The sequence below is a fragment of the Mycobacterium interjectum genome, assembly GCF_900078675.2.
GTDB classification, from domain to species: domain Bacteria; phylum Actinomycetota; class Actinomycetes; order Mycobacteriales; family Mycobacteriaceae; genus Mycobacterium; species Mycobacterium interjectum.
In genome coordinates, this window is record NZ_LT546237.1 from 2,421,483 (window position 1) to 2,434,819 (window position 13,337).

The 13,337-nt window shown below is 69.1% G+C and carries 8 protein-coding genes and 3 pseudogenes; 3 read left to right on the top strand and 8 right to left on the bottom strand.

The window, feature by feature from the left end:
- Positions 1-64 precede the first annotated feature (64 nt).
- The 3 genes and pseudogenes from BN4348_RS63130 to BN4348_RS45965 form a co-directional block, all read right to left on the bottom strand.
- Positions 65-346 (bottom strand): annotated as a pseudogene (locus BN4348_RS63130) (SpnB-like Rossmann fold domain-containing protein); the annotation flags it as partial.
- Positions 347-391: 45 nt separating this feature from the next.
- A pseudogene (locus tag BN4348_RS61625) lies at positions 392-6,100 on the bottom strand (fatty-acid--AMP ligase); the annotation flags it as partial.
- Positions 6,101-6,280: 180 nt separating this feature from the next.
- Positions 6,281-6,847 carry a TetR/AcrR family transcriptional regulator gene (locus BN4348_RS45965; protein WP_066914288.1) on the bottom strand — a complete coding sequence of 189 codons (567 nt, stop codon included), beginning with the start codon at positions 6,845-6,847 and terminating at the stop codon, positions 6,281-6,283.
- Positions 6,848-6,910: 63 nt separating this feature from the next.
- Between BN4348_RS45965 and BN4348_RS45970 the strand changes: the two genes are divergently transcribed.
- Positions 6,911-7,339, top strand: coding sequence for a nitroreductase family deazaflavin-dependent oxidoreductase (locus tag BN4348_RS45970; RefSeq protein WP_066914290.1), 429 nt, complete (start codon positions 6,911-6,913; stop codon positions 7,337-7,339).
- Positions 7,340-7,348: 9 nt separating this feature from the next.
- Here BN4348_RS45970 and BN4348_RS45975 read toward each other — a convergent pair whose 3' ends face one another.
- Positions 7,349-7,594 carry a hypothetical protein gene (locus BN4348_RS45975; protein ID WP_066914292.1) on the bottom strand — a complete coding sequence of 82 codons (246 nt, stop codon included), beginning with the start codon at positions 7,592-7,594 and terminating at the stop codon, positions 7,349-7,351.
- Positions 7,595-7,724: 130 nt separating this feature from the next.
- On the opposite strand from BN4348_RS45975, the gene BN4348_RS45980 reads away from it, so the two are divergent.
- The gene (locus tag BN4348_RS45980) at positions 7,725-8,495 is read left to right on the top strand and encodes an enoyl-CoA hydratase (RefSeq protein ID WP_066914294.1); all 771 of its coding nucleotides are present in this window, start codon (positions 7,725-7,727) and stop codon (positions 8,493-8,495) included.
- Positions 8,496-8,584: 89 nt separating this feature from the next.
- Here the strand turns inward: BN4348_RS45980 and BN4348_RS45985 are convergent, their stop codons facing one another.
- The 4 genes from BN4348_RS45985 to pdhA form a co-directional block, all read right to left on the bottom strand.
- Positions 8,585-9,085, bottom strand: coding sequence for a DUF4189 domain-containing protein (locus BN4348_RS45985; RefSeq protein WP_235852765.1), 501 nt, complete (start codon positions 9,083-9,085; stop codon positions 8,585-8,587).
- Positions 9,086-9,278: 193 nt separating this feature from the next.
- Positions 9,279-10,418 (bottom strand): dihydrolipoamide acetyltransferase family protein, encoded by a 1,140-nt coding sequence (locus BN4348_RS45990; RefSeq protein ID WP_066914296.1) that lies wholly within the window; start codon positions 10,416-10,418, stop codon positions 9,279-9,281.
- Positions 10,415-11,446, bottom strand: a complete 1,032-nt coding sequence (gene bkdB / locus BN4348_RS45995) for a 3-methyl-2-oxobutanoate dehydrogenase subunit beta (RefSeq protein WP_066914298.1) — start codon at positions 11,444-11,446, stop codon at positions 10,415-10,417. The genes BN4348_RS45990 and bkdB overlap by 4 nt, the downstream gene beginning before the upstream one ends.
- Positions 11,443-12,534 carry a pyruvate dehydrogenase (acetyl-transferring) E1 component subunit alpha gene (pdhA, locus tag BN4348_RS46000; protein WP_066914299.1) on the bottom strand — a complete coding sequence of 364 codons (1,092 nt, stop codon included), beginning with the start codon at positions 12,532-12,534 and terminating at the stop codon, positions 11,443-11,445. Before pdhA ends, bkdB begins: the two co-directional genes overlap by 4 nt.
- A 386-nt stretch (positions 12,535-12,920) precedes the next feature.
- Between pdhA and BN4348_RS46005 the strand changes: the two are divergent.
- Positions 12,921-13,337, top strand: a pseudogene (locus BN4348_RS46005) (IS110 family transposase); the annotation flags it as partial.

Below are 13,337 nucleotides of genomic sequence, written 5' to 3' on the forward strand. Positions count from 1 at the left end.
CGACGGCCGACAGCTTGCCCGCGCTGGCCGCGCAGTCATCGGTGTCGAGCAACGTGATCCGGTCGGGATGCTCGTTTTGGGCGGTGTGGATCAGCGCCCACGCCGCGGCATGGGCCAGATCGGGCACACCGTCAAAAGCGTTCACGCTGACCGCATGGCGGGTCACGACCACCAGCTGGGTATGGGCGGCGTCGGACCGAGCCAACCAACCCTGCAACTGAGCCAACACATCGCGGGTCAGGCCGTGCACCTGCCGCAGCGGATCGGCCTCGTCGGCGTGCGGCAGCGGCCAGATCACCAACGCCGGGGGCTCGGTCGCCGAGGTGAGATCGCCAACGACGGACACCGCCGGCGGTTGGCTCCCCGAGGGACCGGCTAGCTCGGGCGCCGACGGCCAGGTCAGCTCGAACAGGCTGTCGGATAGCCCGGCCATCGAAGGCCGGCCGATCTGGTCGGAGACCGCCCGCAACGTCAACGCGCCGATGGTGATCACCGGCGCGCCGGTGGGATCGGTGGCGCGCAGCTCGAACGTGTCCTCGCCGGTGCGGGTCAGCTGCACGTGCAGCTGACTCGCGGCGGTGGCATACAGGGTGACCCCGGTGAACGCGTACGGCACCCGCAGCGACGCCGGGTCGGTGTCGTCGGTGCGGTCCAACACGGCGGCCAGCGGGTGCAGGGCGGCGTCGAGCAGGGCGGGATGGATACCGAATCCGGCGACATCCGTCCCGGCGGGCAACGCCACCTCGGCGTAGACGACGTCGGGCCGCGCCGGGTCGGTGCCGACGCCCCGCACCGATCGGAACGGGCCGCCGTAGCGGTAGCCCCGCTCGGCCAGCCCGTCATAAAAGTCGTCCTGGTCGAGCGCCTCCACCCCCGGCGACGGCGTGGCCGGGACGCCGGCGGCGGGCTGATCGGCGCTCAGCGCGCCGCTGGCGTGCAACGTCCACACGCCGCCAGGCTGACCGCCGGTGCGGGAGTGCACGGTGAACGGGCGCCGCCCCTGCTCGTCGAGCGGTTGCACCAGGATCTGCAGATCGGCCGGAGCCTGCTCCGACAGAGTCAGGGCGGTATGCAGCACCAGCTCGTCGATCACCGGGCAGTCCGCCAGCTCGCCGGCCCGCAGGAGCACCTCGACGAACCCCGCGGCCGGGAACAGCACGGTGTCGTTGACCTGATGGCCGGCCAGCCAGCCCTGGGTGCCGGTCGACAGCCGCCCGCTGACCATGACCTGGTCTTGGTCGGCCAGCCCCACGACGGCGCCCAACAAGGGGTGTTCCGCGCGGTCCAGGCCGAGCCCGCCGGCGTCGCCGCTCGGGGCGGGGGCGAGCCAGTAGCGGCGGTGGTCGAAGGGGTAGGTGGGCAGCTCGACGGTGCGCGCGTGCGGGTACAGCGCCGACCACGACGGGCCGTGGCCGTGATTGTGCAGCTGCGCCAGCGCGGTGGCCAGGCTGTCTTGGTCGGGGCGGTCGCGGTGCAACGTGATGACCACCGACGATTGCGTCCGCCCCGCGACCAGGGCCAAGGTGTCGGTGATCGCCGGGGCCAACACCGGGTGCGGGGACAGCTCCACGAACGTGCACTCGCCGGCGGCCAGGCGCTCGAGCACCCGGTCGTGGAAGGCGACCGGCTCGCGCAGGTTGCGATACCAGTAGTCGGCGTCCATGGTGGTGGTGTCGAGCGGGTCAGCCGAAAGCGCCTGTCCCACTGTGGAATACAGCGGGATGCGCGACGGTACCGGAGTCAGGCCGGCCAGCCCGGCCAGCAGGCGCTCGCGTGCCGGTTCCACCTGAGCGGAGTGCGAGGCGTAGTCGACCGCGATGTGCCGGATGTGCAGACCGTCGCGTTCACCGGCGGCGGTGAACTCCTCCAGCGCGGTGGGGTCGCCGCTGATGATGGTGTGCGAGGGGCCGTTGATCGCCGCGATGCTCAGCGCCGCGCCCCAGGGTTGCAGGCGTGGCTGCAGTTGCTCGGCGTCCAGCAGGACCGACGCCATGCCGCCGCTGCCACGCAGGTCGCTGAGCGCTTGGCTGCGCAGCGCCACCACCTTGGCGGCCTCGGGCAACGGAAGCACACCGGCGATGTACGCCGCGGCGATCTCGCCCTGGGAGTGGCCGATCACCGCGTCGGGGACGATGCCGTAGCTGGCCAGCACCTCCGCGAGCGACACCATCATCGTGAACAGCACGGGCTGCACCACGTCGACGCGGTCCAGCGCCGGCGCCGACGGGTCCTGGCGCAAGACGTCGCGCACCGACCAGTCGGTGAACGGGCGCAACGCGTCGTCGCAGGCGTCGACGGTGTCGGCGAAGGCGCGGTGGTGTTCGTAGAGCTCACGTCCCATGCCGGGGTATTGGGCGCCTTGGCCGGGCAAGACGAACACCGTCTTACCGCGCAGGTGGGCCAGGTAATGGTGGCTGGTCAGCTGCGGGTGCGGTTGGCCGGTGCGCAGGGCGTCCAGCGCGGCCAGCAGGTCATCGCGCGGGTCGGCGCCCGCCACCGAACCCGTGATGACCGCCCGGTGGGAGTGATGGGTGCGGGTGGCGCCCAGGCTGTAGGCGACGTCGGTGAGGTCCAGGTCGGGATGGGAGACCAGGTGTTGGCGCAGCCGGTCGGCCTGCGCGCTCAGCGCCGCCGGGGTGCGCGCCGACACCGGCCACATCAACAGCCCGAACTCGGCACCGTCGTCGGTCCGCTCGTCCGGTGCGGCGGCCGGGGCCTGTTGCAGGATCACGTGCGCGTTGGTGCCGCTGATCCCGAACGAGGACACCGCCGCGGTGCGGGGATGGTCGGTGTGCGGCCACGCCACCGGCTCGGTGAGCAGGCGCACGGTGCCGGCCGACCAGTCGACGTGCGGGCTGGGCCGATCGACGTTCAGCGTCGGGGGCAAGGTGTCGTGGTTGAGCGCCTCGATCATCTTGATCAGTCCGGCCACCCCGGCGGCGGCCTGGGTGTGGCCGATGTTGGATTTGATCGAGCCCAGCCACAGCGGGTGCTGCGCGTCGCGCGCGGTGCCGTAGGTGGCGATCAGCGCGCCCGCCTCGATCGGGTCACCCAGGGTGGTGCCGGTGCCGTGGGCCTCGACCACGTCGACCTGATCGAGCGCGATGCCGGCGTTGGCCGCGGCCTGGGTGATGACGCGTTGTTGGGCGGGCCCGTTGGGGGCGGTCAAACCGTTGGAGGCGCCGTCCTGGTTGATCGCCGAGCCGGCGATCACGGCCAGCACCGGGTGGTTGTTGCGCTGGGCGTCGCTGAGCCGCTCCAGCACCAGCACCGCGGCCCCCTCACCCCAGCCGGTGCCATCGGCGTTGGCGGAGAACGCCTTACACCGCCCGTCGGCGGCCAGCCCGCGCTGCCGGGCGAACTCGGTGAACACCGACGGTGTCGTCATCACCGTGGCACCGCCGGCGAGGGCGAGAGCCGACTCGCCGTTACGCAGGGACTGACACGCCAAATGCGTTGCCACCAGCGACGACGAGCAGGCCGTGTCGACGGTGATGGCGGGGCCCTGCAACCCCAGCGCATAGGCCACTCGGCCGGAGGCCACGCTGGTGGACAGGCCGGTCAGGGCGTAGCCCTCGACGCCGTCGGAACCGCCCGCGCCGTAGGTCTGTGACCACGCCCCGACGAACACCCCGGTCGCCGAACGCCCCAAGCCGGCCGGGTCGATTCGGGCGGTTTCCAACGCTTCCCAGCACACCTCCAGCAGCAACCGCTGCTGCGGGTCCATGGTTTGGGCCTCGCGCGCCGAGATCCCGAAGAACTCCGCGTCGAACTCGGCCGCCTCCGCTAGAAACCCTCCCACGCGGGTGTAGGTCTTGCCCACCGCATCGGGATCGGGATCGAACAACTCCGCCAGATTCCAGCCCCGGTCGGCCGGGAATTCCCCGACCGCGTCGACGCCGCCGGCCACCAAATCCCACAGCGCCGCAGCCGAATCCACCCCACCCGGGAACCGGCACGCCATCCCCACCACCGCGATCGGCTCGTCCGGCTCCGCCCGCAACCCCGCCTGCGGAGCCGCCGCGACCGATCCGCTGAGCAGCAGGCCCAGGTGCGTGGCCAGCTCGTCCGGGGTCGGGTAGTCGAAGGCCAGCGTGGGTGGTAATGCCAGCTTGGTTTCGGTCTTGAGCCGGTCGAGCAACTCGGTCGCTTTCACCGAGTCGAACCCCAAGTCCTGGAACGGGCACTCGGGATCGATGTCCTGGGGGCTGGAATTGCCCAACACCGTTGCCACCTGCGTGCACACCATGCCGACCAGCAGGTCATGTTGCTGCCGGCGCAGCGTTCCCAGGCGTTGCGCCCAAGCCGAGTCGGGCTCGGCGCCCGTACCGGTGTCCTCGGCCACGCGCGGTTCCGGCCGGCGGGTCGGCTCGTCCCAGCGGGTGAACTCGTTGCGCAAATACCGCTGCAGGGAATCCCGCCGCCTGACTTTGCCGCTGGTGGTGAGGGGAATCGAATGAGGCGGCACCAGAACGAGATCCGCGACGCTGAGCTCATGTGCCCTCGATATCGCGGCGGTGATTTGACGCCGCACCGCACCCAGCCGGTTCGCGGCCTCTTCGGGATCGTCGCCGGCCTTGAATTCGACGACGGTGACCAGCTTTTCGACGCCGTCGTCGTCGGGAACCGCGATCGCCACGACGCGGCCCGCGGTGATTTCCTGGATCGTCGCCTCGATGTCGTCGGGAGCGTGGTTGCGCCCGTACACGATCAGGAGGTCCTTGATGCGGCCGACGATGAACATCTCGTCGTCGGAGAAGAAGCCGAGGTCTCCGGTTCTCAGCCACGGCGCTTCGGGCGTCCCGGCCGACGGATTGACAAGCGTTGCGCCGAAGGTTCGTTCGCTCTCTTGCGGTTTCTGCCAGTAGCCGGAACAGACGTTGTCGCCGTGCACCCAGATCTCACCGACCGTTCCCGGCGGACATTCGACGCTGGTCTCGGGGTCGACGATGCGCACCGTCTGCGTCGTCGGCATGCCGTAACTGACCAGCGGGATGCCTTCCCCGCTTGCGCACCGCTGCGCGTCGCCGGCGGTCAGCTTTTCGGATTCGAAGAAAACGGTCGCCGGTGGCAGACCGGTTTCCAGTGTGGCCACCAAGAGCGTGGCTTCGGCGAGACCGTACGAGGGCCGCAACGCCTCGGGGCGAAGGTTGAACCGGGCGAACCGCTCGGCGAAGCGCCGCAGCGTCGGGGGGTTGACGCGTTCGGCGCCGTTGAGGATGTTGCGCACGCCCCCGAGGTCAAGCCCGGCCAGGTCATCGTCCGATGTTTTCCGCGCCGCCAATTCGAAAGCGATGTTCGGCCCGGCCGAAAAAGCGTGCGGGTTGCTGGCCAGCATCTGCATCCAGCGCGCCGGGCGCTGCAGGAACGCCGGCGGGCTCGTGAGCACGGTGCGAAATCCCGCCATGATCGGGAAACAAATGCTCAGGACCAGGCCCATGTCGTGGAAGAACGGCAGCCACGACACCACCGTGGTGTCCGGCGGAGCGATCCCGTCCTCGTAGAAGGAGGACATGATCTGTTGACAGTTGACCTGAATGTTCTTGTGCGAGACCACGACTCCCGCGGGCGTGCGCGTCGAGCCGGAGGTGTATTGCAGATGCGCAACGCTCGGCAGAGTCTCGGCCTCGGTGGCGGATCCTGGCTCCGAGTCAAGGTCCAGCAGATCGACCTCGACGAGCGATGGCGCGCGCTCGCCGGGCTTCGACTGGATGTACTCGGCGATGTCGCCCGCCACGGGCGAGGTCGTCAGGATGGACGACGGCGACGCGTCCAGCAGGACCGAGCTGACCCGCTCGTCGCCCGCGCCCCGCAGCGGAAGCGGCAGCGGGACCGCGATCTGACCGGCCTGCAGGGCGCCCAGGAACCCGAGTAGGTACTCGAGCCCTTGCGGCGCCAAAATCACGGCGCGGTCGCCGTTCGACCCGCAGGCTTTGAGCGCCCCTGCGACGTTCAGCGTGCGCCGGTACAGCTGCGACCAGGTCAAACTCTCCGCGACGCCCGCCGGGTCCTGCTCGTAATCGACGTAGGTAAACGCCGTCTCGTCGGGCCGCAGCAGGGCCCGCTCGCGCAGCACAGCGGGGATCGAAGACTCAACCACAGCGCTTGACGATACCCATGAACCGGCAGGGCGTCGGCGAAACCGACGCAGCCGAGAAGACGCCGCCGTCGGGAAGCCCCGCCGCGGCGTGACATGGCGCCGAATATGGCCGTTTTCGCAACGTCGTGTTGTGTGGGAAGGATGCGTTCATTCGACATCAAACACCTTGCAGTACAAGGGTTACCGGTCCGGAAGGTGGAGGTTGATGACCTCGATCAGGTGACGCCCGACATCGTCGAGCGCGGCCGTCGACTGGGTCGCGAGCGCAAGGAGGACGGCGCCTTCGATGGCGGCGACGGTCAATGTCGCCAGCGAGCGAGCGCTGTCACCATCGGCACCCGACTTGACCAGCCGGTCGGTGAGGATCGTCTGCCACTGATCAACGGCCCCACGGGCCGCCTGGGCGGCCGCCGGCGCATCATGCCGACCGAGGATCGCTGCGACGATCGGGCAGCCCGCTTGCATCTGCGTCCCACTCAGCTGCGCCTTCCATTCATCGATGAAGGTTTGGACCGCCTGGGCGGGGTCGCCCCCGTCGTCCGCTGACCGGATCACCGCGGTCAGCTCCTGTCCCGCCAGGCGGGTGGCTTCGGCGATGAGCTCCGCTTTGCCGCCGGGAAAGTTCAGGTAGACGGTTCGGCGGGCGACTCCGCTGTCCTCCAGCAGCGCATTGAGGCCGGTTCCGGCCACACCCCGCCGTCGCACCAATCCCGTGACACTGGCGATGAGGGCATCCCGCGCCGACATATTCGCCGCCTTTCGTCGCGTTCCAGGGTTGAACTATACCAATCGGTCTACTAGCCTGAGGCCATGAGGAGCACCAACGAGCAAAAGACGCTGCGAAAGTTCCGCAGGGAACGTGCGATCGGGCGCTATCTGCTCAACCCGGCCGTGAAGGGGTTGAGCGCACTCGGGGTGCGCACCACCATGGCCACCGAGCTGGAAACCGTCGGCCGCAAGACCGGCCAGGCACGCCGGGTCCCGGTGTCGGCTCAATTCGACGACGGCGGCGCGTGGGTGATCTGCCAGCACGGCACCCGCTCGGGGTGGGGTAGAAACATCACCGACAACCCGAAAGTCCGTATGCGACAGAGCAATCAGTGGCGCGCCGGGGTCGCGACATTCAGGCCGGACGACGACGTCGTCGCGCGCGCCCGCAAGTTCGGACGACTCGCGGCCAGGATGGTCAAGGCACTGGAAACGACCCCGGTGTCGGTGCGGATCGACTTCACCGTCTAGGACCCGCTACTACGAGCCCGCTGCGTACTGCCAGACGACGCCCTCGCCGCCGGCCCCCGGATTGCACCACATCGTGCGCCCGGCGGCGTCGCGGGCCGTGGCGTTCCGCACGGAGCACGGGTGGCCCGCGGCCGGAAGGTTGAAGTAGGCGACTGCCATACCGATCGCGATGATCATCGCGGTGGCCGATGAGACCATCGCCAACCGGAGGAATCCGAGTTTCGTGTTCGCTTTCTTCTCCGCCGTGGTGCGCATAAGCGCTCCTCCCGTCAGTTGCCGCATCGATCTGCTCGTGAACTGAGCTTCGGCAGGAGGGCTTGAGGGATTCTCAATGGATCCTTGGCGGGCGTTTGGGCCGGTGAGCGCGCCAAGTACCGTTACCCGGATGAGCGAGTCCGACCCCGTCCTGTACCGCGTCGACGCTCGCGTCGCGCTCGTCACCGTCAACGACCCGGATCGGCGCAACGCGTTCACCGACGAGATGTCGGCGCGGCTGCGCGAGGCCGTGGAGCGGGCGGAATCCGATCCCGAGGTGCACGCCGTCGTGGTCACCGGCGCGGGCAAGGCGTTTTGCGCCGGCGCCGACCTCAGCGCCCTGGGCGCCGCCGGTAGCGGCGCGGCGGAAACCGGGCTGCGGCGCATCTACGACGGCTTCATGGCCGTCGGCAATTGCCGGCTGCCCACGATCGCCGCGGTCAACGGGGCGGCCGTCGGCGCGGGCCTCAACCTGGCGCTGGCGGCGGACGTGCGCATCGCGGGGCCCGGCGCGTTGTTCGACGCCCGTTTCCAAAAGCTGGGGCTCCATCCCGGCGGGGGCGCGACATGGATGCTGCAACGCGCGGTGGGTCCTCAGGTCGCACGCGCGGCCCTGCTGTTCGGGATGCGCTTCGACGCCGAATCGGCCGTGGGGCACGGGTTGGCGCTCAGCGTCGCCGACGACCCCGTCGCCGCGGCGTTCGAGCTTGCCGCCGGTCCCGCGGCCGCTCCCCGCGAGGTGGTGCTGGCGACCAAGGCGACGATGCGCGCCACGATCAACCCGGGGTCGGTGGACACCGAACAACACGACCTCGCCATGCGCACGGAGCTCGGCCCGCAGGCGTCCTCCATCCAATCACCGGAATTCGCAAGCAGATTGGCCGCGGCGCAACGGCGTTAGATACGAGCTGAGCGCGACACTGCCACCATGCACGCGACGCGCCGTCGGCGTCGCCGTCGCTTATGTCTCGGCGAGCACTGCGCCGGCCGTTAGCTCGCGGGATCACCCGCGCAGTGGGTGTGGTCTTTCAGGACCGTTCCTCCTCCGGAGTTGGCGGCTGCGGCCGCCTCCGCGTCGCCACGTGTGGGACCCCAACCGCCGAAGTATTTGGTGTGCGCGGGAGGCATGGCGATGGCGACGCAACCGCCTTGCCCGCTGGCCAACAGGCGACAGTCGCTGATTGTCTTGCGGCACGCCGACATCACATTTTTTTCTGCGTCGCCTTGGCTGGTTCCTCCGGCGACCTGGATCTGGCCTGTGGAGTCCGATATCGCCATCGCGATCCATGGGTCGTCGGCCTTGGCGAACGGCGTTGCCGCAAATGTGATGCCGATCGCGATCGCCGCCGCTGCCGGTGTCTTCATGGCGCCTCCCCGCCCTATGCCTTCGCGCTGCGCCGCAGTGGCGCAGATCAACGCGAAGAAACGATTCTCCCCCGTCGCCGCCTCCGGCGCGACAGCAACCACGCGACCGCCCTCGCTGACCTGCACCAATGCCACCGAGAACCGGCGCCAAATCGCGGTGAGGCGGACCTGGGGCACACCAACATGGTCAATGGGGACCGGACACTTTCAACAATCAAAATTGCGCCGACGGAACACCTACATCGCGCCGGCCCGCGGCCACCCGCCGGGACACCGAAACCGACCAGATCCGGATCAACCAGGCTTCATCTCCTGACGCCTACAGATCCAGCAGGGCGGTCTCGGGCGACTCGATCAGATCCCTCAGCTCGCAGACGAACCGGGCCACCTGGGCGCCGTCCGCGACGCGGTGATCGAACACGCACGTCAGCGCCATCGTCGACCGGACGGCAACCTCGCCGCCGATGACCACTGGGCGCGGCCTGATCGCTCCCATGCCCAGGATGGCCGCCTCCGGATGGTTGATCGCCGGTACTCCGTCGTCCAACCCAAGCGCCCCGAAGTTCGACACGGTGAACGTCGAGCCCGTCAGTTCGACCGGCGTCAGGGTGCCCTGGCGCGCGCCTTTGATCAATTCGGCCGTCCGGCAGGACAACTCGCGCGTGGTCATCTTCTGCGTGTCGGCGATCACCGGCACCAGCAGCCCGCGTTCGGTGGCCACACCGAACCCCAGATGCACACCCCGATGGACGTGCACCTGTGGGCCTTCGGGCGAGTCGACCCATGTCGAGTTGAGAATCGTGTTGTGGCTCAGGGCGATAACGAGCAGCCGAAGCGTGAGCGCAAACGGCGTGATGTCAGGGTCCGCGGCACGTTCGCTCAATCGCAGCAGCGCGGTGCAATCCACGTCGACGCCGGCTTTCGCGGCCGGGATCTCCCGGTGCGACAGTGCCATCTTCTCCGCCATCCTGGCGTGCACGCCGCGGACCGGCCTAACGTCGTCCGCCGTGCCGTGAGCGGCCGCCAACACGTCCGCGCGGGTGATCACCTCGTCCCGGTCGCGCCGCAGCGAGGCGAGATCGACCGCAAGCTCCTTGGCCAGCTTGCGCACCGGCGGGGCGGCGAGCGGACGGCCGGTCCGCCGGCTGGCGTCGATGCCCGCGTCGGCGCCGTAGCCGACCAGCGTGGGCACGATGGCCAGGCCGGGTGTGGTGTCGATGCGGACCAGCACCGCACCGACCTTGAGCACATCGCCTTCGGCGCCGTTGGTTTCGACGATCCGCCCGGCATACGGGCTCGGGATCTCCACCTCGGCCTTGGCCGTCTCCACCGAACACAACACCTGGTTGAGCTCGACGTCGGTGCCGACCTCGACATACCAGCACGACACCGTCACCTCTTCGAGCCCCTCGCCGAGATCGGGAACCCGGAACGACATCGCCCGGTCGTCGCTGGTCATGGCATCCCCAGCGCGCGCTCGACGCAGTCCAGCAGCCGGTCGGGCCCCGGCAACCACAACCCCTCCAACCGCGCCGGCGGGTATGGCGTGTCAAAACCGCAGGCGCGCAACACCGGCGCCTCCAACTCGTAGAACATCTCCTCCTGGATGCGCGCGGCCAGGCCGGCCCCGTAGCCCAGGCTGCGCGGCCCCTCGTGCAGCACCACGCAGCGGCCGGTCCGGTGAATCGAGGCGGCGACGGTGTCGAAGTCCAGCGGGACCAGCGACCGCAGGTCGATGACCTCCAGGCTCCAATCCCGTTGGTGCTGCGCCTGTTCCGCGGCGGCGACGGCGGTGTTCACCAGGCTGCCGTACGTCACGACGGTGACGTCGCGGCCGGGCCGGCGCACCATGGCCTGCCCGATGGGCGGTTCGGGACGCGCGGTGTCGACCGCGCCGCGCCTCTGGTAGCGCCGCTTCGGCTCCAGGTACATCACCGGGTCGGGGCAGGCGATGGAGTGACGAAGCAGCCAGTAGGCGTCGGCCGGGCTGGACGGCACCACCACCTTCAGACCGGCGGTGTGCGCCCAATAGGACTCGGTGGAATCCGAATGATGTTCGGCCGCACCGATTCCCCCGAACGACGGGATCCGAACGGTGACCGGCATGTTGATCTCGCCCCGGGTGCGGGTGCGGTACTTCGCCAAATGGCTGACCACCTGATCGAAGGCGGGGTAGGAGAATCCATCGAACTGAATCTCGGGCACCGGCACGAAGCCGCGCAGCGCCAGGCCGACCGCGATGCCGATGATGGCGGATTCGGCCAGCGGCGTGTCGAAACACCGTGCCTCACCGAACGTTTCGGCCAGGCCCTCGGTGACCCGGAACACCCCGCCCTCGACCGAGACGTCCTCTCCGAACACCAGGACGCGATCATCGGCGGCCATCGCGTCGTGCAGCGCGCGGTTGAGCGCCTGCACCATGGTCAACGGTTGTGCGACGGGCGCGTCGCGAACCGGCGTCGCCGGGCGGTCTTCGAGCTGGGTCATTCGAGCCGCCCCAGCTCGGCCAGCAGCTGCTGGCGCTGCGCCTGCAACCCGGGCGTGATCTCGGCGTACACCGTGGTGAACACCTCGTCGACGTCGAAGTCGGGCGCGTCGAACACCGCGTCGCGCAATTCGGCCCGCATCCGCTTCGCCCGCGCGGCGATGCGCTCCTCCAGCCGTTCCGACCACAGCCCCTGCGCCTGCAGGTAGGCGCGGTAGCGCGGGATCGGGTCCAGGGCCGCCCACCGGTCCACTTCGTCCTGCGTCCGGTAACGGCTCGGATCGTCGGAGGTGGTGTGCGGGCCGAGCCGGTAGGTGACCGCCTCGATCAACGTCGGACCGCGCCCGTCGCGGGCGCGAGCGGCGGCCTCGGCCATCACCGCGTAGCACGCCAGCACGTCGTTGCCGTCCACCCGGATCCCGGGCATTCCGTAGCCAATCGCCTTGTGCGCGAGGGAAGGTGCGGCGGTCTGTTTGGACACCGGCACCGAGATCGCCCACTGGTTGTTCTGCACATAGAACACGCACGGCGCGACGAACACCGCCGCGAAGTTCAGCGCCTCGTGCACGTCGCCCTCACTGGTGGCGCCGTCGCCGAGGAAGGCCACCGTCACCGAATCCTCGCCCAGGCGTTGCGCGGCCATCGCCGCGCCGACGGCGTGCAGGGTCTGCGTGCCGATCGGAATCGACATCGGGGCGCAGCATTTCTTGGTGAAGTCCACTCCGCCGTGCCACGTCCCGCGCCACGCCGCCCCGACGTGCCCGGGCGGAATGCCGCGCACCAGATACGCGCCCAGCTCTCGGTATTGGGGAAACAGCCAGTCCGTCTTGCGCAGGCAGGCGGCGGCCCCGACCTGGGCGGCTTCCTGCCCACGGCAGGACGCGAACAGCGCCAATTGCCCCTGGCGCTTCAGGTTGACGAACTCGGTGTCCAGCTCGCGGGTGATCACCATCATCTCGTAGAGCCAGCACAGGGTCTCCGGCGGAAGGCCCCGGCCGTAACGGCTTTCGGATGTGGGCGTGCCGTCGGCGGCGATCAGTTGCACCGGATCGAGGTCGACGGTCATCGGCGTCTGAGACACATCCGCCATACCGCCTCCTTGGCGATCGCCAGCTACCCGAAAGTCGCTCAGCGCGAGACTGGCGTATCCCCCATTATGCGCCCAAATGCGAAGACGCCGCGTTGATCACGGCCGAGGCGAAAACGTGTCGCGCCCTAATGGGAGTTGATCGGCGAGCCTCGAACGGATAGTGATCCGGTAGCGGGACGCTGGTCGCCGAGCCGCCGGTCGGTGAGCACTTCCGCGCCCTGGAGTGATGTTCGATTCCTACGGCTAGACCGTGCCCCGGCCGGTTGGTGAGGCTTCCCATAGCGCTGATGGGGTGTCGTGCCGATTCGAGCACTGATCCATTAGGTCGCCGCCGGGTTGCCTTGGGCTCGAACAGGTTCCACCCGTTTCGGCAGAGGAGGTGATCGATGATCTTCGTCGGCGACGATTGGGCCGAAGATCATCACGACATCCACGTGATGGACGACAACGGCACCCGGCTGGCCTCGCGCCGGCTGCCAGAAGGGGTCCCCGGCATCCGCGGATTGCACGACATCGTGGCCACCCACGCCCAAGACCCCCGACAGGTCGTGATCGGCATCGAAACCGATCGAGGTTTATGGGTCAACGCGCTGGTCGCGGCCGGTTACCAGGTGTATGCGGTCAACCCGCTGGCGGTCGCTCGCTACCGCGACCGCCACCATGTCTCCGGAACTAAATCCGATGCCGGCGATGCCAAACTGCTGGCCGACCTGGTGCGCACCGACCGCCACAATCATCGCCCGATCGCTGGGGACAGCGCCGACGCCGAGGCGATCAAGGTGCTCGCGCGTGGGCACCAGAAC